Origin of the sequence: Runella zeae DSM 19591 (assembly GCF_000423565.1) — a bacterium.
GTDB lineage: Bacteria > Bacteroidota > Bacteroidia > Cytophagales > Spirosomataceae > Runella > Runella zeae.
Window position 1 is genome coordinate 60687 of record NZ_KE384047.1, and the last position, 21067, is coordinate 81753.

At 41.7% G+C, this 21067-nt stretch carries 23 protein-coding genes; 9 read left to right on the forward strand and 14 right to left on the reverse strand.

What is annotated here, in order from left to right; genetic code table 11:
* Positions 1-63: 63 nt before the first annotated feature.
* The gene (locus tag G563_RS0132320; RefSeq protein ID WP_028668980.1) at positions 64-645 is read left to right on the forward strand and encodes a DUF4142 domain-containing protein; all 582 of its coding nucleotides are present in this window, start codon (positions 64-66) and stop codon (positions 643-645) included.
* A gap of 26 nt (positions 646-671) precedes the next feature.
* Positions 672-872, forward strand: a complete 201-nt coding sequence (locus G563_RS0132325; RefSeq protein WP_028668981.1) for a DUF2188 domain-containing protein — start codon at positions 672-674, stop codon at positions 870-872.
* Positions 873-1012: 140 nt separating this feature from the next.
* Here G563_RS0132325 and G563_RS0132330 read toward each other — a convergent pair whose 3' ends face one another.
* Positions 1013-1285: a hypothetical protein gene (locus tag G563_RS0132330; RefSeq protein WP_028668982.1), complete on the reverse strand. Its 273-nt coding sequence runs from the start codon at positions 1283-1285 to the stop codon at positions 1013-1015.
* Between the two features lie 46 nt (positions 1286-1331).
* The gene (locus G563_RS0132335; RefSeq protein ID WP_037328794.1) at positions 1332-2066 is read right to left on the reverse strand and encodes a helix-turn-helix domain-containing protein; all 735 of its coding nucleotides are present in this window, start codon (positions 2064-2066) and stop codon (positions 1332-1334) included.
* 286 nt (positions 2067-2352) lie between these two features.
* Between G563_RS0132335 and G563_RS0132340 the strand changes: the two genes are divergently transcribed.
* Both G563_RS0132340 and G563_RS0132345 read left to right on the forward strand, forming a co-directional pair.
* Positions 2353-3600, forward strand: coding sequence for a DUF6786 family protein (locus G563_RS0132340; protein ID WP_051211344.1), 1248 nt, complete (start codon positions 2353-2355; stop codon positions 3598-3600).
* Positions 3601-3691: 91 nt separating this feature from the next.
* Positions 3692-6154 carry a zinc-dependent metalloprotease gene (locus tag G563_RS0132345; protein WP_028668985.1) on the forward strand — a complete coding sequence of 821 codons (2463 nt, stop codon included), beginning with the start codon at positions 3692-3694 and terminating at the stop codon, positions 6152-6154.
* Between the two features lie 61 nt (positions 6155-6215).
* Here G563_RS0132345 and G563_RS39105 read toward each other — a convergent pair whose 3' ends face one another.
* Positions 6216-6341, reverse strand: coding sequence for a hypothetical protein (locus G563_RS39105; RefSeq protein ID WP_262506143.1), 126 nt, complete (start codon positions 6339-6341; stop codon positions 6216-6218).
* 104 nt (positions 6342-6445) lie between these two features.
* Between G563_RS39105 and G563_RS0132355 the strand changes: the two genes are divergently transcribed.
* Positions 6446-7381, forward strand: coding sequence for a D-2-hydroxyacid dehydrogenase (locus G563_RS0132355; protein WP_028668986.1), 936 nt, complete (start codon positions 6446-6448; stop codon positions 7379-7381).
* An 11-nt stretch (positions 7382-7392) separates the two neighbouring features.
* Positions 7393-7830: a YybH family protein gene (locus G563_RS0132360; protein ID WP_028668987.1), complete on the forward strand. Its 438-nt coding sequence runs from the start codon at positions 7393-7395 to the stop codon at positions 7828-7830.
* Between the two features lie 433 nt (positions 7831-8263).
* Here G563_RS0132360 and G563_RS36470 read toward each other — a convergent pair whose 3' ends face one another.
* The 8 genes from G563_RS36470 to G563_RS0132400 form a co-directional block, all read right to left on the reverse strand.
* Entirely contained in the window at positions 8264-8872 is a 609-nt protein-coding gene (locus tag G563_RS36470; RefSeq protein WP_157585778.1) for a hypothetical protein, read from the reverse strand.
* Positions 8873-8975: 103 nt separating this feature from the next.
* Positions 8976-11546: a cytochrome c biogenesis protein CcsA gene (gene ccsA / locus G563_RS0132370; RefSeq protein WP_028668988.1), complete on the reverse strand. Its 2571-nt coding sequence runs from the start codon at positions 11544-11546 to the stop codon at positions 8976-8978.
* A gap of 67 nt (positions 11547-11613) precedes the next feature.
* Positions 11614-12048 (reverse strand): cytochrome c maturation protein CcmE domain-containing protein, encoded by a 435-nt coding sequence (locus G563_RS0132375; RefSeq protein ID WP_028668989.1) that lies wholly within the window; start codon positions 12046-12048, stop codon positions 11614-11616.
* Between the two features lie 97 nt (positions 12049-12145).
* Positions 12146-12367: a CcmD family protein gene (locus tag G563_RS0132380; RefSeq protein ID WP_028668990.1), complete on the reverse strand. Its 222-nt coding sequence runs from the start codon at positions 12365-12367 to the stop codon at positions 12146-12148.
* Positions 12368-12386: 19 nt separating this feature from the next.
* On the reverse strand, positions 12387-13043 hold the full coding sequence (ccsA, locus tag G563_RS0132385; RefSeq protein ID WP_028668991.1) for a cytochrome c biogenesis protein CcsA: 657 nt from the start codon (positions 13041-13043) through the stop codon (positions 12387-12389).
* A 68-nt stretch (positions 13044-13111) separates the two neighbouring features.
* On the reverse strand, positions 13112-13774 hold the full coding sequence (locus G563_RS0132390) for a heme exporter protein CcmB (protein ID WP_028668992.1): 663 nt from the start codon (positions 13772-13774) through the stop codon (positions 13112-13114).
* Between the two features lie 117 nt (positions 13775-13891).
* Positions 13892-15049, reverse strand: coding sequence for an MFS transporter (locus G563_RS0132395; protein ID WP_028668993.1), 1158 nt, complete (start codon positions 15047-15049; stop codon positions 13892-13894).
* A 148-nt stretch (positions 15050-15197) separates the two neighbouring features.
* Complete coding sequence (locus G563_RS0132400; RefSeq protein WP_028668994.1) at positions 15198-15833, reverse strand: Uma2 family endonuclease; 636 nt, start codon at positions 15831-15833, stop codon at positions 15198-15200.
* A 105-nt stretch (positions 15834-15938) separates the two neighbouring features.
* On the opposite strand from G563_RS0132400, the gene G563_RS0132405 reads away from it, so the two are divergent.
* On the forward strand, positions 15939-16277 hold the full coding sequence (locus G563_RS0132405; RefSeq protein ID WP_028668995.1) for a PadR family transcriptional regulator: 339 nt from the start codon (positions 15939-15941) through the stop codon (positions 16275-16277).
* The gene (locus tag G563_RS0132410) at positions 16274-17020 is read left to right on the forward strand and encodes a hypothetical protein (RefSeq protein WP_028668996.1); all 747 of its coding nucleotides are present in this window, start codon (positions 16274-16276) and stop codon (positions 17018-17020) included. The genes G563_RS0132405 and G563_RS0132410 overlap by 4 nt, the downstream gene beginning before the upstream one ends.
* A gap of 98 nt (positions 17021-17118) precedes the next feature.
* Here G563_RS0132410 and G563_RS0132415 read toward each other — a convergent pair whose 3' ends face one another.
* The gene (locus tag G563_RS0132415) at positions 17119-18618 is read right to left on the reverse strand and encodes a glycine--tRNA ligase (RefSeq protein ID WP_028668997.1); all 1500 of its coding nucleotides are present in this window, start codon (positions 18616-18618) and stop codon (positions 17119-17121) included.
* Positions 18619-18748: 130 nt separating this feature from the next.
* Between G563_RS0132415 and G563_RS0132420 the strand changes: the two genes are divergently transcribed.
* On the forward strand, positions 18749-19729 hold the full coding sequence (locus tag G563_RS0132420) for a ComEA family DNA-binding protein (RefSeq protein ID WP_028668998.1): 981 nt from the start codon (positions 18749-18751) through the stop codon (positions 19727-19729).
* Between the two features lie 21 nt (positions 19730-19750).
* Here G563_RS0132420 and G563_RS0132425 read toward each other — a convergent pair whose 3' ends face one another.
* Both G563_RS0132425 and G563_RS36475 read right to left on the reverse strand, forming a co-directional pair.
* Positions 19751-20620, reverse strand: coding sequence for an SDR family oxidoreductase (locus tag G563_RS0132425; RefSeq protein WP_028668999.1), 870 nt, complete (start codon positions 20618-20620; stop codon positions 19751-19753).
* A 139-nt stretch (positions 20621-20759) separates the two neighbouring features.
* Positions 20760-21067: transposase family protein (locus G563_RS36475; protein WP_037326431.1), on the reverse strand; the 308-nt coding region annotated here is incomplete at its 5' end.

A 21067-nucleotide genomic window follows, 5' to 3' on the forward strand; every position in this document is an offset into this window, starting at 1 on the left:
AAATAAAATTGGCATGGTTGTTTTGAACGTATAGTTATGTACGACAACAAATCTTACTGAACTATGAAAACAAACATGAAAGTGGTGGCAGCTTTGCTATTGGTAGGAGGGCTGACCGCTTGTGGTGGCTCATCAGATACGGAAGATACCACCGAAAAAACAAACGAAGAACGAATTGAGGCTACTGCTCCTACAGAGGCAGCCGCAGATGCCCAAGAAGACGATGCTGAGTTTTTAGCGGAAGCGGCTAGTGCAAGTATGATGGAAGTAGAGTTGGGTAAATTGGCATTGGAGAAATCGACTTCACCCAAAGTCAAAGATTTTGCCCGAATGATTGTTGATGACCATACCAAGGCCATTGCAGATTTGGAAAATATCGCCAATCAAAAAAACGTAGCTCTTCCCGTAGCATTGATGGATAAACACCAAAAAATGGTCGATAAAATCAAAGACGAAAAAGGGAAGGAATTTGATAAAAAGTACCTTGATGCCATGGTCAGTGACCACAAAGAGGATATAGAAGAATTTAAGGAGATATCGGAAGAAACCAAAGATTTGAATGTGAAGGAGTTTGCTGCTAAATCGTTGCCAAAATTGGCCGCGCATTTAGAAATGGCCGAACGCCTTGAGCGCGCAATGAAATAGTATTAACCTCAAAAATCTGTACAATCATGCCGTGGACCAAGGATGATTATCCCGTTTCTTTGAAAAATTTTCGGGCACGGGTGCGAAATAAAGCCATCGAAATAGCGAATGCTTTGCTAGAAGAAGGCAACGACGAAGGTCGGGCTATTGCGATTGCTACCTCTAAAGCCCAAGAATGGGCCGAAAATAGAGGTATTACTATCAGAAAAAAAGTCGCGTCTTCATAACAATCAAAGACTTTCTAAGTTTGAGGCAGGAGAAGCTAAAAACTTAGAAAGTCTTTATTTATAAGAAATATCGTCACTACTTGGCAATATGCTACCACCAAACCTTCGATATTACAAACAGCAATATACTTTGTAGCCGCTTAAAACTGTTGATTCAAAACATGATATTCGATTTTCGACATATAGGGGAAGTAGGGCAGTGATTCTATAAGTTTCTTGACTTGCGGCTCATCAATGCTTTTGAAAATTAAGACTGCATTTACTTTCGTCACCGATATAAAGAAACTCTCCAAAATTTCTTCTTTTTGCCATAGGTTTACAAACTCCATTTCCTTTTTAGGAAGTTCTGGCGTAGATTTTATGGTTTCTATTCCACTATCCGACAAGGTTATCAAAACTAATATTTTATTCATAGCCTAAAGTGTTGAATTTTTTTTGAGATTGATTTGAGTCGCAAATTTAATCGGACTCAATCTCTAAAAATTGTATCAAATCACTTTTTTGCCGAAGCTTTAAAGGCCCCACTCCAAACATTTGATACATATATTTGTTCATTTGTGAAGAGTCATAAAAGCCGCTTTCTAATGCAATGTCAGTAATTCTTTTTTTATGATTTGTAAGTATTAAAAATATAGCCCTTCTCAGCCTTGTCCACAAAAGATACTTCATAATACTACTGCCCGTTTCTTGTTTAAATAAAAAACCTAATCGAGAGGGTGATAAAAAAACGTGATTGGCAATGTCATTAAGTGAAAACTGTTCTGTTTGAAAATTTTGGTTGATATAAGCTATTACTTTTTCAATTCTTTCATCTTTTTGTACTCCCGATTTGTTTGACTGATAAGACCTTACAAGGTTGTATATAGAAAATTTCAGACCAGAAATATTGAAAAAATTTGTAAATTCATCATTGTTATAAAATACTTTGAAGTTGTTTTTTTTAAGTTTTTCGAGAACGATTTTACCAATAAAAGAGTAAGGCTCAATATTGATAATAGTAAGATTGCTATTACTACATTCACAGGCATGAGCCACATGTGGTCTGATTACAAAACCGTAAATGTTTTGATGTTTTTTTCTTTCAATTGTTGAATGAAAGGGATTGTCAGTTGTAAATACAATTTGGTATGCTGAATGCCTGTGAATTTCAACGTCAGATTTGTAGGCTCTTAAGGCAAGAATAAAGTTGTCCATGTAGGGTATTTGAAATACTGTCAGTACAAATGTAGTGCGAAAGCTGGTAGAAGTACAACTGTTGATATATTTGCAGCAGCACGTTGGGACAAGTGACAACTTGACCCAAACTGTGATTTGGGCCAAAAATGGTGCAGCGTCTGACAACTAGACCCAAACTATGATTTGGGTCAAAAATGGTGCAGCGTCTCCGACGCCAATCAGATAAGCTAAACTTTTTGGTCATGAGTATTTGAGAATCTAAATATGCTTTCGTTCAAGTAATACGATACTTACTCAATCTGCTATGGCTTTTCCCGCAAAAAACTTTTGTAGTCCTCATTCGATAGTCATTTTGGCGATGGCTGCGGTAATGATATTAAACACGACGAGCTGCTCGTCTCCTAAAAACGATACTATGTCTTCTAGCACAAACACTTTTAGTACTGACCTCGAAACCCTAAAAAAATTTAAACCCACTCTCGTTCTTGTTTCGCCCGACGATGATTCTGCACAGGTGGCTGTGGTAGCGGCTCTCCAAGGACGAGTCATGACTTCTACGGCCAATGGCGCAGCAGGCAATAGCTACGGCTGGATCAATCAATCATTGTTAAAAGAAGGGAAATTTACCCCTCATATGAGTGCGTTTGGAGGAGAAGACCGCTTTTGGTTAGGCCCCGAAGGAGGGCAGTTTTCGATTTATTTCCAACCTGGCAAAAAGTTTGTTTTTGAAGATTGGCAAGTACCCACCGTGATTGATTCTGAGGCATTTGAGGTATCCTCGTCCGACAAATCAAAGGTGGTATTTCGCAAAGCGGCTTCGCTTACCAATTACAGCGGTACTACCTTCGACCTAGCCATAGAGCGTAGCGTGGAAGTGCTTAGCAAGGTAGCCGTAGAGACGGCGTTTAATCTACCGCTAAAAAATGTAAAAACGGTAGCTTACGAGACCGTCAATCAAATCACCAATCAGGGGGCTGACTGGAAAAAAGAAACGGGCTTATTGTCGATTTGGATTTTGGGCATGTTTAACCCCTCGCCCAAAACTACCGTCGTTATTCCTTTTGAAGGAGGAAATGAAAATAAATCCAAAATCAATGATAGTTATTTCGGTAAAGTCCCTGCTGAGCGTCTTATCATCGAAGATAGTATATTGTATTTCAAAGCAGATGGCAAACATCGCAGCAAAATCGGCTTGCCGCCGGGTATTTCAAAACCCGTGATGGGGAGCTATGATGCCGAAAAAGGGATTTTGACCATTGTTACTTACGACCTCGACCCTGCGGGCGATTACGTCAATTCGATGTGGGAAATCCAAAAAGAACCTTTTAAAGGCGATGCCGTCAATTCTTACAATGACGGACCCGTAGCAGATGGGACGCAAATGGGGCCTTTTTATGAGTTGGAGTCATCGTCGCCCGCAAAAGCCCTCAAAAAAGGGGAAAGCCTCAGACACAGTAGTCGTACTTATCATTTTGAAGGCGACCAAAAAGATCTCAATGCCCTCGCAAAGAAGGCCTTGGGGGTAAGTTTGGAGGAGATTGCGAAGCATTAATACAAATCCCCCAGTGTTGGTGTAAGTTTCCCGAAAAAGTGGTTTATTTGTGAATAGCCCACTTTTTCACTCAACAAACCAACGCTTATTTATGAGAAAAATTCTTCTTTTTACGCTCATCACTTTTTCAGTTTTTAGCCAAAATCCCATCGAAACTTTTACCAAAGACATGGAAAAGAAAGATGGGTTTTTGCCATTTTATTGGGATACCAAAAAGGGAAAAGTTTACCTAGAAATCAAACAATTTGATACCGAATTGTTGTACTATCCCACTCTAGCTCAGGGTATTGGTTCAAACGATATTGGCCTTGACCGGGGGCGTTTGGGGCAAGAACACATCATAAAGTTTCAGCGCACTGGCAACAAAGTGTTGATGATAGAACCCAACTATGGCTATCGAGCGGTGAGTCAAGACCCGCTCGAACGTCGTGCAGTGGAGGAGTCGTTTGCGCAGTCTGTTCACTGGGGCTTTGAAATTGCCGCCGAAAATTCGGGCAACGTCCTAGTTGATTTGACTCCGTTTTTACTGCAAGATGCGGTGGGGGCGATTCAGGATATCAGTCGTACCAAACAGGGTACTTACAAATTGGATGCGTCGCGCTCGTCCATGTATTTGCCCAATACTAAAAATTTTCCCAAAAACACGGAATTTGAAGTAACCATCACCCTCACAGGCGATTCTCCCGGTGCTTACTTGCGCCAAGTAGTACCTACTCCCACCACTGTCACGGTGCGTCAGCACCATTCGTTTGTGCAGCTCCCTGATGCAGATTTTCAACCCCGAGAGTTTGATCCACGCATGGGTTATATCTTTACTTCATTTTATGATTATGCTACACCCGTCAGTGAGCCTATCACAAAGCGGTATATTGTGCGGCATCGTCTTAAGAAAAAAGATCCCAATGCCGCATTGAGTGAGGCCGTGGAGCCTATCGTGTACTATATCGATCCTGGTGCCCCAGAACCTATTCGGACGGCTTTGGTAGAAGGTGCCAAATGGTGGAATCAAGCTTTTGAAGCTGCTGGTTATAAAGACGCCTTTCAAGTCAAATTGCTACCTGCCGATGCCGACCCTATGGATATACGCTATCATTTGGTGCAGTGGGTGCATCGTTCTACCAGAGGATGGTCCTATGGTGGTAGTATCATCGATCCGCGCACAGGAGAAATTTTGAAAGGAAAAGTAACATTGGGCTCATTGCGGGTACGCCAAGATTACCTTATTGCTCAGGGTTTGGTGGGTGATTTTCAGACCGATACTACTAACGTAGAAGATATGATGGGGATGTCGATTGCCCGCCTCCGACAGCTATCAGCCCATGAAATAGGGCATACCCTAGGCTTACCACACAATTACGTAGCGAGTGTGCACAATCGGGCTTCGGTGATGGATTATCCTCACATGCTGGTAGAGCTCAAAGGCGGAAAAGTGGATTTGTCAAATGCCTATGACCAAAAAATAGGAGATTACGATAAGTGGTCTATCATTTGGGGCTACCAAGATTTTCCCAAAGGTACTGATGAGAAAAAAGCCCTCAATGGTATCGTTGAGCAAATGTACGCCAAGGGACTGTATTTTTTGACCGACCAAGATGCCCGTCCCGAAGGAAGTGCTCACCCTCAGACGCATCTTTGGGACAATGGCGTGAGTGCGATTGCTGAACTAAAACGTATTTCGGAAGTTCGGAAAGTCACTTTGACTAATTTTGACGAACGTAAACTTCGTACGGGAACTCCGATGAGTTCGTTGGAAGAAGTATTTGTTCCGATGTACCTCTTTCACCGGTTTCAGGTAGAAGCTGCGGCCAAAGTATTGGCGGGGGTTAATTATCGATTTTCGGTAAAAGGTGAAAAAAACCTTGAAACATTACCTGTCAATGGCAAAGAACAACGGGAGGCAGTGGAAGCTTTGTTACAGACTTTACAACCTTCTTTTCTGAAAGTGCCTTCTTCGGTGTTGAAACTAATTCCTCCTCGTGCTTTTGGATATAATGCCAACCCTCGCGAAACTTTCAAGCGCCGTACTGGCCTTGTGTTTGACCCACTTGGTCCACCCGAAGCTGCGGCAGGAATGACTTTACGAATGATTCTGAATCCCGAGCGTTTGAGTCGTTTAGTGATTCAGTCAGCGATTGACCCTTCTTTGCCAAGCCTCGAAGAAGTCATAGACCAGCTTATCAATGCTACTTGGAAATCGACGCAGAGCCGTGCAGGATATGAGGGAGAGATTGAGCGGTTGGTGGAAAAACTAATCTTGACCCACCTTCTGGATTTAAGCCGAAACAAAGACGTCACTCCTCAGGTACGGGCTAGTATAGGATTGAAAGTACAAGATTTAAAAGCTTGGTTGTCAAGACAAACCACGGCGGATGTGAAGCAAAAATCGCATTATTGGTTTACTATAAATCAGATAAAAGAAGCCGATTCTAATGCGTCAGACATAGTTTCTATCAACGCCATGACTCCACCTGATGGCCAGCCGATTGAGTCAGGTTATGAGTGGTTGGAGCCGATATGTGATTGGGAGCTACCCCAGTATTCAAGGATGAAATAAGATACAAGGCAGCCTGCCTAGACTTTTCAAGGATAATCGCCGAGAAGTCTAGGTAGGTGTTTTAGTCGAAAAAAATACTAGAGATAATCACCAACAAAAAGAAAACGACAATCACGATTAAGTAATAAAACAAATCAATGAAAGGGTAGTCGTGTCGGTTGAGCTTATTGAGCCACTTGTTGAGCATATGCTTGAAAGTGAGTTTAATGAAATATCAATTTTATCGGTTACTTTCTAAAGTAGTTGATAAAAATCCGCTACTTTTATCTATGTAACTTCCCCACAAATCTAATGCAAATATTTGTAAATACGCCTTTGAATGAGGCATTACGCCAGAAATTACGTCAGCAATTGCCAGCAGAGCATACTGTTTTTTTTAAAGTCGAACACACCGAAGAACAACAACGAGCGGGCTTTCGACAATCTCAAATTATCTTGGGAAATCCCCCTGCGGCATGGTTTGAGGAGGTTTCGCCAGATCTTCAATTTTGGCAGCTAGATTCGGCTGGATTTGATGGTTTCAGACATATTTCTTTGTCAGGAGCAATAGTGTGCAATCTAGCCGATTACTTTTCAATTCCTTGTGCCGAGACAATCATCGCAGGTATCATGGCCTTTTATCGAGGAGTAGACGAACTTACCCTGCTTAAAGCCGAAAAACGCTGGGTAGGAGCCCCGTTACGTTTTCGCCTCAATCTTCTGACGGGTAAGCGGGTGGTCATTTTGGGGGCGGGAAGCATTGGTCAAGCCGTCAAAAAAATGCTTGCGGGCTTTGATTGCGATATAAGTATGGTAGCACGTTCGCATCCGAGTGCCAATATTCACTCCCCCGAAGCGCTTCTGGAAGTTTTACCTGAGACTGATTTAGTCATCAATTGCCTGCCCGGTATGGCCAAAGGTTTTTTTACGGCTGAGATGATAGACGCTTTACCTGCTACGGCTGTTTTTGCAAACGTAGGTCGCGGGACTACCGTCGACGAAGAAGCATTGATTAAAGCCCTGCAAGAGAAGCGCATTGCAGGTGCGGTGTTGGATGTGACAGAAACAGAACCTCTCTCTTCTGATAATCCCTTATGGGAAATGCCTCACGTCGTACTTACCCAACACACGGGCGGTGGTCAAGCGAGTGAAGATGAAGGGAAAGTTAGATTTTTTGTTAAAAACCTTACCCGATTTTTAGAAGGTAAGCCTGTCGAAAACCAAATCAATTTGTCAAGAGGATATTAAATCTAATAGCAATGAACAAAAAAATCACGCTTGTGCTACTGTTGTTTTTAGCGGTTTGGAATGTAGGCTTTGGCCAAAAAAACGCAGACGAAAAAGCCATTTTAACGATTCTTCAAAAACAAGAAGCCGATTGGAATGCGGGCGATGTTAATTCGTTTATGCAAGGCTATTGGAAATCAGACTCATTGGCTTTTATCGGTGCCAAGGGGCCTACTTATGGGTGGCAAAATACCTTAGATAACTACAAAGTGCGCTATCCCGACCGTGCTTCTATGGGAACGTTGAAGTTTACGATTCTGCGCCTTAATCGTCTTGACAAAAACGCCTATTTTGTGATAGGGAAATGGCACTTGACTCGCCCCGAAAAGGGAGACATTGGGGGACATTATACGCTAGTGTTTCGTAAAATAGGGGGGAAATGGTTGATAGTAAGTGATCATACTTCTTAAAAACAAAAATTCCCTTCGGCAATCGCTAAAGGGAATTCTACTCTTTTCACACTATATTAAAATTTTTATGCCTTTTTAGAATAAAAGAAGACTCTTGGGGATAATTACTGCTATTGTTTTATCGATTAGTATGGGGCTTGCGCCGATATTACTTTTCTTAAAATGTTTGTTTATACAAACATTTGTCTTCACAAAAAGTTATGGAAAATTAGTAAAATAACCTCAGTTGGTCAGTAAGGTTTGAAAGAAATTAATACTAATCAAAGACCAAATGATTTGTAAATGAGAGAGATAAACATAACTTTGCCTTCTCTTCTTGGGGAAGAAAGAATGGATATTTCATAGTAAGTAGGGTATAAGGACACTTGCGCCCTATGGGCTTTAACTTAACCTAGCAATAATCTTGCCAAAAATAAATTAAAGAGATTGGTTTCTATCGATTGGGTAATGAAGAAGCGTGAGGCATGGAAGATTTGGGCGTTAAGATCAGCCTTTTTTCTACCTCTTCTAATTGGTACATAATGCTACGAATGCCTCCAGTTGGTTTGGCATTGGTATCGCCGGGATGGTAAATGGGGAATTTTCTGATGAGCATGTTGTCTTCTATCACAAATGAATCATGCCCCATATAACCTTCCGCTAAGTCTGGCGTAAGAGGTGCGGTATGGATTTTGTCAAAAAAATCAAGGAAAAACTGAAACGCGTATACTTTACCAAAAGCACCACTGCCATACGTACAAGAATAAATATAGATTTCGGGAGCATTGTTTTGGTCCAAATCACCTGTTTCGGCATTGACGACCCAGCCGTCGGTTTTTTGTCGAATGGTCATCAAAAAGGCATTATCACGGCTTACTCGTATCACAAGCTCTCGTACAGCACCAGCATCGCTGGTTGAAATATCAAACTGATGTTTTTTGAAAATAAGGGTTTTCTTGAAGCTTTCGGAAGTAGGAGTTTCGGTAGGTCGAGCATACAAAGCACCTCCCATGAGCAAAATCATGAAAAGACACGCCTGTACTATATAATGATGTTGACGCACTACATAGAAGATTTTTAGTTATATCAACGCTTCTATTGAGCGTAAATTGTTTTTTTTAATACTAACAAAAAAGCGGCCAAAAGCCGCTTTTCTCTTTTATTTTTTAAATTATTTTTTCAGCCCTTTCGATTTTAGGTTCTTTGTCGCGGGTGAGCCTAAACTCACGAAAGCGTCTTATGGTCGACATGGTAAACCCTAGCGATAAAATCAAAGTCCCAATCCAGAGTACATTGATGAGAGGCTTCTCGACGGCTTTCATCACAATGAAGTCTCTTTGCTTGGCATTGAATGCAAAAGTGAAAGTGCCTGTTTTGGGGTCAATTTCCATAAACTGCACTCTGAGTCCTAGTTCTTCGTTTACTTCTGGCTTACGCAATACCATTCGGTCTTGGTTGATGGCAAAAGTAGGAGTGATGTAGTATTCGCGGTCTTGGTCAAATATTTTTATTTGTGCTTTGACCGCAATATCATTAGGAGCTAGGTTGATACCTTCTACGGCATTTACTCGGCTTACGCTTTCTAGCACCGCCACAAAATCATTCACAAAAAATGTGTCTTGAACCGCCACGCGGAAATTTTCGGTAGGTGACCAATCTTGGCTTTCGTTGGGATTGCTACCGATAGTGGCGTACGAATACAAGTCTTTGTTAAGCTCACGCTTGATGTCGGGCGATGTAACCAACCCCATGCGCTCGTTAAACTGCACACGAGGATAGAGGGTAGTAATGCGTCCGTTAGGCTCGCGGTATTCGACTTCATAAAAAACGTTTTCGGGATATACCGCTACTGTATCACCTTTTTTATGATAAGTTTTTTCGCCAATAGTAATATCTCTCAAACAAACTGCGTGAAAATCTCCCTCGATGATGTCGAGCCAACTGCTTGGGACGTAACTGGGAACATCTCTAATTTCGGTGCGCGGCCCACGGTAAGTGAGCAAATAATCACTCATACGAGTAGGTTTGCCGAGCCAAAGCAGTACGTTTTCTTTGTTTTCTTTGTTGTCTTCTTTAGTAAAAAAATCATCTTTAGAAATCAAAAGCCCGGAAGCATTGAGAGAAACTACTTTTTGATAACCCGACGACCACAAAATACCAATCAACATCAATGCCACTCCTATGTGAGTGACAGCCCCGCCCGAAAGACGGTAGCTTCCACGCAATACGCCCAAAATAATAGTGATATTGGTCACTAGCGCAAAAACGGCGGCGGTGAGAAGGGCTATATAGGGGAGTTTGTGGATATTGCCGAAAGTAATCAACAAAGCAGAAATCAACAATGTAATCCACAGAGGGGTGAGGAGGTCTTGAAGTTTTCCTTTTTGAACTCGTTTCCACCAAAAAAACTGGCCAATTCCTGATAGAATGGCTATTACGGCAAAAAACCAAAGTTGAAATTTGGTATAATAACTAATGGCATCTGTGGGAGGAGCAAGCTTAGAAACCCCACCAAATGCCTCGACGATTTTGTTCCAGACAGGAATCGAAGTTGGAATAATAACTTGAAAACCAGCCAAACAAATGACTGTAGCACCCATAAAAAGCCAAAACTCACGTGAGTAAGTCGAAACCTCTTCTTTGTCGGAAGGCATGAGTTTCCAGACTCTTGCACTTAAAAAAATCGCTACCGCAATAAAAGCAAAAAGATACAAAAGGAGCTGTCCTGAAAGACCCAAATCCGTAAATGAGTGAACGGAGGCGTTGCCCAGAACCCCACTGCGGGTAAGGAAAGTAGAGTATAATATCAGGATAAACTGCGCAATCACCAAAATGACGGAAGTCTTAAGAGCAGTGGCATTTTTCTTGGCAATAATCATCGTATGCAGAGCTGCAATCAAAATCAGCCAAGGTACATACACTGCATTTTCGACGGGGTCCCAGCTCCAGTAGCTATTAAAGCTCAGAGTTTCGTAGGCCCAATAGCCGCCCATCAAAATACCCACGCCCAAAATCACCCCCGCCAACAAAGTCCAAGGCAATGCAGGGCGAAGCCATTCCGAAACCTGCTTACGCCATAAGCCAGCCATGAGATAAGCAAAAGGGATAAGAGTAAGGGCAAAACCTAAGAATAGGGTAGGAGGGTGAATCACCATCCAGTAGTTTTGGAGAAGAGGGTTGAGACCGTTGCCGTCTTTGGGTACAAAATCGGGATTCATTTGTAGAAACGGCGCGTTGGGATTGGCTTCAACGATGGTCAAGAAAGGAGTACTACCGATTTTGAAATCCAAACCAGGTATTACGATTCCCAAAATCATCGAAGTCAAAAAAGCTTGTACTAACGTATAAACGGTCATCATGGGTGCTTCCCAGACCTTATTGGTACGGATCAAAATTACTCCTAGCACCGCTTGCCAAAACATCCAAAGCATAAAACTTCCTTCTTGGCCTTCCCAAAAACAAGACAACATATAATACCACGGCAAAGCCTTTGATGAGTGACTCCAAGCGTAGTGATACTCAAAATGATGCCCGTAAATAATGGTGTACAAGACCGCACAAAATCCTACTACTGCTGCGGCGTGGGTATAAAAAGCATAACGGGCAAATTGCTTCCAAGTGCCCGTTTCGAGATTATTGGTAGCCAAAAGCGTGGCTTTTAAGTAAGCATAGGTAGCTACCAAAGCCGTGACAAAAGATATAATAACGAGTAAGTGACCTAGATTTCCGAGTGTCATGAGTTGGAGTAGAAATTGACAAAGGGTGCCTAGTATTTCAAGCTAGTGCACCCTTCGTGGGGTTGGTTTATATTTTTTCTGCCGTTGCCTCTTTGAAATCAGGCTTTTCGTTGGTGTATTTAGAAGGGCATTTCATCAAGATTTTGTTGCAAGCAAAATAGTCACCTTGCATTTTACCAATCACCACTACTTGCTCTGATTTATCAAAATCTTGGGGTTTGGGGCTGAGATATACTACTCGTTTTTCTACTTTGTTGGTATCTACTAGCACAAACTCGAAGTGATTAGCATCCATGACAGGGTCATACTTCATGCCTACGATTTGCCCGCTAGCGTCTTTTTTGAGCTTTCCTACTACGTGAATATCAGAGGTTTCGCCTTCTTTGGCCATTTCGGTAGCTTCCGTAAAATTGGAGTAAGTACTGGCATTGCCGTAGGTAGAGACAATGATACCGATAGCAATCGCAATGACGATGAGTCCAAAAAGATGTATTTTTTTCATGATGATTATGCTGATTTTTGATGTTTACTAAATTGGCTTAATTCCGCATTCTTCCAATAAACGCTGCTTTCAATCTTGGCGAATAATTCCAAAATGCTCATTTCTTTGATTGTTTTTCGAGTTTAGAGACTTTGCGCTCTAGATTGACCAAAAAGGCAATAATTCCCGCAAAAATTACCCCAATAACCACTACTACCACCCATATCTTGCCATCAGCACGCATTTGGTCGGCCATAGGTGTTTCTTGATTAACAGATTGTTGAGCAAAGAGGTTTAAGGAAACCAACACGTTTAAAAACAAAAACAATATTTTTCTCATGGTTATATCAAATTATACATTAATCTTCTATTTTTTCTAAAGCACGTACCCGAATGCGTAGCGAAGCAATCCAAGTGCCTAGGAGCATCCACCCGATGATAATAGGATAAAACACCCGACGCATCTGATTGTCCATGTCGTATTCGCCAAAGGCAGGGTTGCCACCGTTGCCGGGGTGCAACGAATCGGTCAGGCGAGGTAAGATGTAAATCAAAGGAATGAATACTGCAAAACAAAATATGTTGTAAATCGCCGAAATTCGAGCCTTCTTTTGTTCGTCTTCGAGTGAGCTTCTCAATACTAAATACGCAAAATACATCAACATACTAATCGCAACGCTGTTGAGTTTAGGGTCGTTGGGCCACCATCCACCCCAAGTTACTCTTGCCCAAAGTGAGCCCGTGCTACATCCCAAAGCCCCAAAAAGCAAGGCAACATTGGCAAACTCGACGGCCTTATCGTCGTCGGCAAGGTTGTTAGAACGTAGATAACGAACGGAGAAAATCGCTGAGACCAATAAAAATAGCGTAGTAGCAAACCACAACGATACGTGAAAGTACACGTTTCGAATGCTTTCGTTCAAAATATCACGGCGTGGTACTTCACCCATAAGACCAAAGTAAAAGCCATAAACTAGCAATACCACCGCTACTATTTTCCACCAATATTTTTTCATAATCTATAACTAAATCAACAAATTAAATGATAACTCAGAGCCAATAAATTTAAAGTATCTTATTTGTGTTAGCTCCTCCACAAATAGGGAAATAAAATCAATGACAAAGTTACGACAATCGCGTCCAATGCCAACAATATCATCATTTCGTCGTTGCTACTGCCTCGGTCGAGCCCGTCGAGGGCGTTTTTGGCGAGTTTCATTACCATCAAAAGCATCGGAATAATCACCGGAAAACTCAAGATAGCCATTAATGCGCCGTTGTTTTCGGCCTTGGAAACAATCCCCGCAATCATCGTTAAAGAAGAAGCAAAACCTACACTTGCCAACACAATCGTCAGCAGATACATAGGAATATCGCCGACGGGATTGCCCATTACAAAACTATAAAACCCAAAGCCCAACATCGACAAAATCAACATCAAGGCGGAATTATAAATGATTTTGGAAAGAATAATCCACTGTGGGCTTGCCAATGTGTAATAATACAATAGCCGTCCCGCACGCTCTTGGGTAAAACTCTTAGAAATGGCATTGATAGCCATAAAAAGCATGATAATCCAAAAGAGGGTATTCCAAGCGAGGGGGTTCAATTGGTTTGACTTGAGCCGAAAACTCAAATAACACACAAAAATGGTGCTGACGATATACAACATCATGCCATTGAGGGCGTAACGTTGGCGCCATTCGAGTGTTATTTCTTTGCCAATGAGGGTGCGAAGTTCTTGCATTCAACCGAGGTGTCCACTAAACAATATCCTGCTCTCCAATCAGAGATAAGGAAGTGGCGTCAAAATTACAACACAAACGCACTCGTTGTACCGACAAAAGTCATTAGTTTTTAAATTTTATCCCATTTGTATGGCTTTAGTGCGGCGCCACCAAATAAGATAGCCCAATGAGGCCAGAGCCAAAAGCGAAGAAAGATAAAATGCAAAAGGCATATTGCTCACTTTACCGCCATACCACCAGCCCGACCACCACGCACCTACGCCAATGCCTGCCTCTAATGCAATGTACATCGTAGCCAACGCTCGTCCGCGATATTCAGGGTGACTCAGGTCGATTGCCCAAGCGGTAAGGGTGGGGGTGTTGAGTCCCCATGAAAAACCGAATAAAATCGCCGCTGCCCAAAATCCAAAAGTGGATTGCGTAAAGCCCAGTATAGCCATACCAATCGCCAAAATAATGGTAGAGATAATCATGACAGGTACACGGCCGTGGATGTCGGAAGATTTGCTCGCCACGACTCGAATAAGTAAAGAGGCAATCGTATAGACTGTGAAAAACAAGCCTTTGTTTTGAATGCCTAAAGTCTTGCTCAAATCTGGTATAAGAGTAAGAATCACTCCAGATGAAAATGATACGCAAAACATGACCAAAAATACGCTCAAGACGCGAGGTTCAAAAATGTCTTGTCGGTTGATTTTGAAGAGCTTAAAGCTGAAAGGCTGCCTCTCTACTAAGGTTTCTTTCATGTTTAGCAAAATCAAGATAGAAATCAATGCAAAAGCGGAAGCCACATAAAACATGGGATTGATACCAAACCATAAAGTAAGATAGCTACCGATAGTAGGTCCAATTGACATCCCTGTAGCGGTAAAAATACCCAGCATCCCTGCTGCCTCCCCCCGCCGATTTTCGGGGATGATGTCGGCTACATAGGCAGCGGTTGCAGTAGGTTTGGTTCCGGTTGAAAACCCATGAATAAATCTCAAAAGTAAAAATCCCCAAACCACATGTACAAAAGGGTAAATCAGGCTACATACACAGCATACCAACGACCCAAAGGCCATGACCGGTACGCGGCCGATAGTATCGGTGAGTTTGCCACTGAAAGGTCGCGATAGGCCGGCGGTGAGGGTAAAAAGCGCGATGATAAGCCCGATGTATTGTTGCCCACCCATAGCTGAGAGATAATCGGGCAACTCAGGAATCATCATTTGAAAACTAGCTGAAAATAGGAAATTACTGAGGCACAAAAGCCAAAATTGTAGATTGTACATACTGCGAAAAAGGGTACGATACGAGAGTTGATTAAAAAAATGTTTTTACGGTTTTGGGTCTCTCGGCTACTCTTAGTAAAAAAAGCAAAGGACTGAAAGTTTCATATGAGCGTTACTTTCAGTCCTTTGGTATATCATTTCATTTATGTCAACGAATTCTAAAAACGGTTTCTGGCAAATCTTCCGTATTTGAGTATAAGTCAGCAACCAATAAGTCCCCCTGAATCGTCTCTAAATGTACCACAGATTCTAGCGATTTGCTTTCAAACATCAGCGACCAAATACCCTGCTCGCTTTTTCGCCAAAGCTCCACCCAAATACGGCGCGAATCTACCAATAAGTACTCTCTGAACGTTGGAATAGCGCGATAAAGTTCAAATTTTTCGCCTCTATCATAGTTGGCCGTGCTTTGTGACAATACTTCCACGATTAAAACGGGATTGGTCAAGCTACTGGTTTGGCTATCCGAAAACTCCGGTTTTCCACATACCACTACCAAGTCAGGATAAGAGTAAAGCTCCGTAGAAGGAATAAAAACCCGTTGGTCGCTTGAATAAGAGCGACAACCTTTGTTCTTCTTAAAATGAATATGTAACTCTCCTGATAAGTTTTCCCGTATCGCATTATGAGCAGGTTTTGCGCCGGCCATTGCTTCGGGTGTATCGCCTTCAAAATCGCCCATGGGATAGATTTGCCCATCAAAGTACTCACTTTTGTAAGAAGCCTTTTCTTCCAATTCTAAGTATTCTTCAGGCGTATAGTGTTTTTTGGGAAGTGCAGTCATTACAAAATTTCGTTAAAATCTTAAACTCTAACAAAGATAAAAAAAAACAGAATAGTGGATGCCTAAGAAAATTTGGTATTTAAAATTTTGATGTATATTTGTGATATGCAACAACAAACTTATCTGAAAGGCTGCTTGAGCGCGATTGTCTTGCAACTTTTACAAGACAACAGCCGCATGTATGGCTATGAAATCACCCAACGGGTGCGTGAAATTACGGCGGGAGAGCTTCAACTTACGGAAGGAGCGCTTTATCCTACTTTGCACAAATTGGAAGCAGAAGGCGTGCTTACTACCGAAAATGCCCTCGTGGATGGCCGAAATCGAAAATACTATAAGCTCACCGAAAGCGGGCAGCAGCAAGCCCAAAGTGCGGTGTCGGAGTTGGCGGATTTTGTGACAAATCTCCAAAAAATATTGAACTTAAAACCTTCTCTGTCATGAGCTTAACCCCCACTCAACTTGACCTTATCAGCAAAGAACTCATCCAAGGCGGTATCAAGTACCAAGACTTGTACGAAGAATTGCTAGACCATTATATTTTGGCTATTGAAGATAGACAAGCCCAAGGGCAAACTTTTGAGAGTGCTTTTGGGGAGGTTCATGCGGATTTTGTAAACTATAAACGCCCAGCTCGTGTGTGGGATCATTATGGGGTATGGAAAGACTATACCAACGGAGGTGCACCCGAATTTGGGATTGGCAAACTTCAGGCTGAGTACGAAGAAAATTTGAAGGGGGAAATCTCCAAAAGGCATTGGCAAATCATGAAATCTTACTTCCGTTGGCCAACGCTTGTGACAACGCTTTTGGTTGGATTGTTTACTTTTCAGTTTGCGTATTTAGTGCCTAAGCAGTATTTTGTTTGGATTATTTTCACTTGTGCGTTTGTCCCAGTTTTGCTTCTTTTACCTCAATTAATCCTTGATTCAAGGCTGTACTTTCTAAAGAAACGAAAATTTGTTAACTCTTTAAAAATTAGCACTATAACTGGTAGAATGTTTCTCTCACTAAGTTTATTTAGCTTATTCATAAATATTACAAACATGTCGAATATTTTGTTTGAATATAACTTACATAAACAAAATTTTGTGACTGTTTCTGCTTGCTTAACCTGCTTTTACCTCGCCTATTCTCTTAGTTTCTATCAACTTTATAGTGAGCGATTTAAAGTAAGTCTGAGGTGAAAAAATAACCACAAAGCACACGAAGAAGGCCACTAAGTTCACAATGCTTTGTGTCCTTTGTGCTATTCTTCGTGTGCTTTGTGGTTAAAGAACTTATTCTAAATCAACTCCAAAATTCGCTGTTCTGACACAGCGTAGCCGATTTTAGATTTCAATTCGTCGATATGTACCCGCTCTTGCTCCATGCTATCACGGTGGCGAATGGTGACGGTGTTGTCTTCGAGGGTTTGATAATCTACCGCTATACAAAAAGGAGTACCTATCAAATCTTGGCGCGTATAACGCTTGCCGATGGCATCGCGCTCTTCATAAAATACACGAAACTCATTTCTGAGTGCTTTCACAATTTCTTCGGCTTTTTCGGGCAAACCGTCTCTTTTGACCAAAGGAAAAATCGCAGCTTTGAAAGGAGCCAACGCAGGATGTAATTTCAGCACAGTACGTTCTTTTTGAGCATCTCCTTCGCCTACAAGTTCTTTGGTATAAGCATTGCACAAGACCGCCAAAAACAAACGGTCGGCACCTACCGAAGTTTCTACTACATAAGGGATATAATTACCAAAAGGCTTACCATTTTCATCGAGGTCGTTGTCGAAGTACTGTTGTTTTTTCTTCGAAAGTTCTTGGTGATTTTTCAAGTCAAAATCAGTGCGTGAGTGAATCCCTTCGATTTCGCGGAAGCCAAACGGAAACTGATACTCAATATCTACAGCGGCATTGGCGTAGTGGGCGAGTTTTTCGTGAATGTGGAATTTCAGTTTTTCGGCTGGCAGACCTACCGCTTGGTGAAATTTCAGACGTGTGTCACGCCATTTTTCATACCATTCCATTTCGGTACCAGGACGTACAAAAAATTGCATTTCCATTTGTTCAAATTCGCGCATACGGAAGGTAAACTGCCGTGCTACGATTTCGTTACGAAAAGCTTTCCCGATTTGGGCAATTCCAAAAGGAATCTTCATGCGTCCAGATTTCTGAACGTTCAAAAAGTTGACAAAAATCCCTTGGGCTGTTTCGGGGCGGAGATAAATCAAATTTGAATCTTCTGCCACAGACCCTACTTGGGTACTAAACATAAGGTTGAACTGACGCACTTCGGTCCAGTTGGCAGTACCCGAAATCGGGCATTTGATACCTTCCGCAATGATGAGTTCGCGTACGGCTTCTAATTCGTTGTTTCCCAACAAACGCCCCATTTCATTCAGCAATTCCTGGGCTTTTTCGGGTTGACCTTCGGCAGCGTATTGTTCGGCTTTTGCTTCAAGAAGCTGATCGGCGCGGTAGCGTTTTTTAGAATCTTTGTTGTCAATCATCGGGTCATTGAAACCATCCACGTGCCCTGAGGCTTTCCAAGTAAGGGGATGCATAAAGATAGCTGCGTCGATACCTACGATTGGCCCGCCACTGCGGTTGTCGTTGAGTTGCGTCATGGCTTTCCACCAGATGTTTTTGAGATTATTTTTGAGTTCGACACCGTTTTGACCGTAGTCATACACAGCCTGTAGCCCATCATAAATTTCGGAAGAAGGAAATACAAATCCGTATTCTTTGGCATGTGCCACAATGTCTTGTAAAGAGGTAGCGGGAGCTTGGCTCATGGGGACGTTATCTGTTATCAGTTAGTTGTTATCGATTTTTGACAATGATATAAGGTGGCAAAATTAGGGAAATTGTGACGTAATGCAGCGAAGTAAGTCAAAAAGGCGTGGTTGCTAATTTTAAATTTGTATGCTTCGCCGCTTAATATTACTTATTCGGGATGAATTTGGGGTTTCAAAAAGCCAAGCTCGGGCGTTTTTGGTGGTAGCTACGTTGATGATTTTAAGTTGGGTATTGCCTTTTATTTATGATAGGTTTTTGAGCAATGATGCCCTTGTTATCCAACCACAGGATAGTCAAAAAGCCGATAGCTTGGTAGCTATATTAGAAAAATCGCAGGTATTATCTAAATCTTATCCTTCCTATACCGCAAAAAATTACCCTAAAGAGACGCAAGGCAATCCTGAGCAGCCTTTGACTTTGTTTTATTTTGATCCCAATCTAGCTACAGTTGAGCAGTTTCAGGCCTTAGGAATGCCTCGTTTTATTGCGGAGCGCATCGAAAAGTACCGTAGTAAAGGTGGGAAATTTCGTAAGAAAGAAGATTTGCAAAAAATATATGGGCTACAGCCTGCGCTTTACGAAAAACTTGAACCATACATTAGCCTCGCAAAAGAAGAATCTAAGCCCCAAAATCAAGCGACATTGACCTCAGCAGCTGAAGTCGCTACAGTGGCAGTGCCGCCCAAATCCAATCATTTTTCTAAACCTGTAGAGGTGGTTTTTGACATCAATACCGCCGACACAACCCAACTTATCCGTTTAAAAGGAATTGGGAGCAAACTAGCGGCTCGGATTGTAAAGTTTCGAGATGGCTTGGGTGGTTTTGTATCAGAGACACAGTTTTCTGAAGTCTTTGGACTAGATTCATTGGCCTTGGGAGAGCTCAATCGACTTGCAAGGGTGAAGTCTCCCGTCAAAAAGATAAATATCAATACCGCTTCGCCCGAAGACCTTGATCGACACCCTTATTTATCAAGACGGCAGTCTGAGGTTATTGTACGGTATCGGGAGCAGCACGGAGCGTTTCAGTCAGAGGAGGATTTGTTGAAAATTAAAATCTTAGACGAAAAACTAGTGTCCAAAATCGCGCCTTATTTGGCATTTTAATAGAGTCGTATTGCTAAGTTATTAGGGGCATTTTTTGATATAGTCCAAAAACTTCGTGGGGGGAATGCCTAGTTCTTGCCAAGTTTTCTCAGCGTCAAATTGCTCAGGATAGTTGTTGAGGGCTTCGATGATATGGGCGGCATAATTAAATCTATTGGTAAATTTTCCTAGAAACTTCAATAGCCCAAAAGGAGCTCGCATGATTCTGATTTTGGCTTTGGGGTAATGTTCTGCAAATAAAGTAGCGGCTTCATCGGCAGTATATCCTTCTTGTCCCTGTATAGTATATTCGTTGTTGCCATTGTGGTGCTCAAAAGCTCTGATTACTTGCTTCCCATAATCGCTCCCTGAAATCAAATACATTTTATACTTTGAGGTACCGGAAAGCAAGAGGTTGTTGCCCTGACGATAAGCACCTTTTCCAAAGCTTTCCATAAATGTGGAAGGGTAAAAAATAGAATAAGGAATACCGCTGCTTTTGATTTGAGAAACAGCATCGACTTTGAGTCTAAATACCCACCAGTCAAAATTATGTTGACCTTGGTAGAAATGCACCAACGATGAAAGATACCCAATTCTTGACAGAGAGGTTTCTTTTGCGGCTTTTAGAATATTCGCTAATCCTTCTCGTTCGGGTTGAAAATCGTGTTCCCCGCTTTCTTGTTTTACCGAAAGATTGAGATATAAAAAATCCTGATTTTCCAAAAATTTTTTGAGTCTTGCTACGTCAGTGAGGTTGCCTATCGTAATGTTGACCTTCTTCCCAAAAAGCTTTTGTGCTTTGGTTGGATTGCGGACAAAAATACTGACTTCATATCCTGCACTAAGAAACTCCTCTGTGACGGGCTGCCCCAGCATCCCCGTGGCTCCTATAATTGCTATTTTTTTCATCATCTAACGGATTAGGTATAGGAAGTGCTTTGTGGGGGCTAAAGTTACAAAAACTGTCTTAGCAGTCATATCTATTCTTATGATAGAAATTATCGCCATCGCCAAAATATAGCTATTAGAGTTGTTTTCTTGTTGATTACTAACAAGTTATCTTTTTCTTAAAGTCGATTTTGAAGTTCCAAAGGCCTGCGCATAATTCAATACTTTCATCAAATTTTTCCTTAGATTTTCCTCTATACTTGTTAATTAAAATATGATAACGTTTTATTCCTGCAATTGCATTTTCTACAAAAACTCGCTTTTTACTAATAGACTTGTTGTAGTTTTTTTGCTCTAATGTTAAGCTTGGATAAGGATTTTTTTTGCTTTTTTTGGGCTTTTTAAATGGAATCTTTAAAGACAAAAATTTGTATTCTTTCTGAATACCAAGATAACCTAAATCAACAT

What these genes read in the sequence shown, in the direction of transcription:
- G563_RS0132320 (WP_028668980.1), top strand. Translation starts at nt 64, where the DNA reads ATGAAAACAAACATGAAAGTGGTGGCAGCTTTGCTATTGGTAGGAGGG.
- G563_RS0132325 (WP_028668981.1), top strand. Translation starts at nt 672, where the DNA reads ATGCCGTGGACCAAGGATGATTATCCCGTTTCTTTGAAAAATTTTCGG.
- G563_RS0132330 (WP_028668982.1), bottom strand. Translation starts at nt 1,285, where the DNA reads ATGAATAAAATATTAGTTTTGATAACCTTGTCGGATAGTGGAATAGAA.
- G563_RS0132335 (WP_037328794.1), bottom strand. Translation starts at nt 2,066, where the DNA reads ATGGACAACTTTATTCTTGCCTTAAGAGCCTACAAATCTGACGTTGAA.
- G563_RS0132340 (WP_051211344.1), top strand. Translation starts at nt 2,353, where the DNA reads ATGGCTTTTCCCGCAAAAAACTTTTGTAGTCCTCATTCGATAGTCATT.
- G563_RS0132345 (WP_028668985.1), top strand. Translation starts at nt 3,692, where the DNA reads ATGAGAAAAATTCTTCTTTTTACGCTCATCACTTTTTCAGTTTTTAGC.
- G563_RS39105 (WP_262506143.1), bottom strand. Translation starts at nt 6,341, where the DNA reads ATGCTCAACAAGTGGCTCAATAAGCTCAACCGACACGACTACCCTTTC.
- G563_RS0132355 (WP_028668986.1), top strand. Translation starts at nt 6,446, where the DNA reads ATGCAAATATTTGTAAATACGCCTTTGAATGAGGCATTACGCCAGAAA.
- G563_RS0132360 (WP_028668987.1), top strand. Translation starts at nt 7,393, where the DNA reads ATGAACAAAAAAATCACGCTTGTGCTACTGTTGTTTTTAGCGGTTTGG.
- ccsA (WP_028668988.1), bottom strand. Translation starts at nt 11,546, where the DNA reads ATGACACTCGGAAATCTAGGTCACTTACTCGTTATTATATCTTTTGTC.
- G563_RS0132375 (WP_028668989.1), bottom strand. Translation starts at nt 12,048, where the DNA reads ATGAAAAAAATACATCTTTTTGGACTCATCGTCATTGCGATTGCTATC.
- G563_RS0132380 (WP_028668990.1), bottom strand. Translation starts at nt 12,367, where the DNA reads ATGAGAAAAATATTGTTTTTGTTTTTAAACGTGTTGGTTTCCTTAAAC.
- ccsA (WP_028668991.1), bottom strand. Translation starts at nt 13,043, where the DNA reads ATGAAAAAATATTGGTGGAAAATAGTAGCGGTGGTATTGCTAGTTTAT.
- G563_RS0132390 (WP_028668992.1), bottom strand. Translation starts at nt 13,774, where the DNA reads ATGCAAGAACTTCGCACCCTCATTGGCAAAGAAATAACACTCGAATGG.
- G563_RS0132395 (WP_028668993.1), bottom strand. Translation starts at nt 15,049, where the DNA reads ATGTACAATCTACAATTTTGGCTTTTGTGCCTCAGTAATTTCCTATTT.
- G563_RS0132400 (WP_028668994.1), bottom strand. Translation starts at nt 15,833, where the DNA reads ATGACTGCACTTCCCAAAAAACACTATACGCCTGAAGAATACTTAGAA.
- G563_RS0132405 (WP_028668995.1), top strand. Translation starts at nt 15,939, where the DNA reads ATGCAACAACAAACTTATCTGAAAGGCTGCTTGAGCGCGATTGTCTTG.
- G563_RS0132410 (WP_028668996.1), top strand. Translation starts at nt 16,274, where the DNA reads ATGAGCTTAACCCCCACTCAACTTGACCTTATCAGCAAAGAACTCATC.
- G563_RS0132415 (WP_028668997.1), bottom strand. Translation starts at nt 18,618, where the DNA reads ATGAGCCAAGCTCCCGCTACCTCTTTACAAGACATTGTGGCACATGCC.
- G563_RS0132420 (WP_028668998.1), top strand. Translation starts at nt 18,749, where the DNA reads ATGCTTCGCCGCTTAATATTACTTATTCGGGATGAATTTGGGGTTTCA.
- G563_RS0132425 (WP_028668999.1), bottom strand. Translation starts at nt 20,620, where the DNA reads ATGAAAAAAATAGCAATTATAGGAGCCACGGGGATGCTGGGGCAGCCC.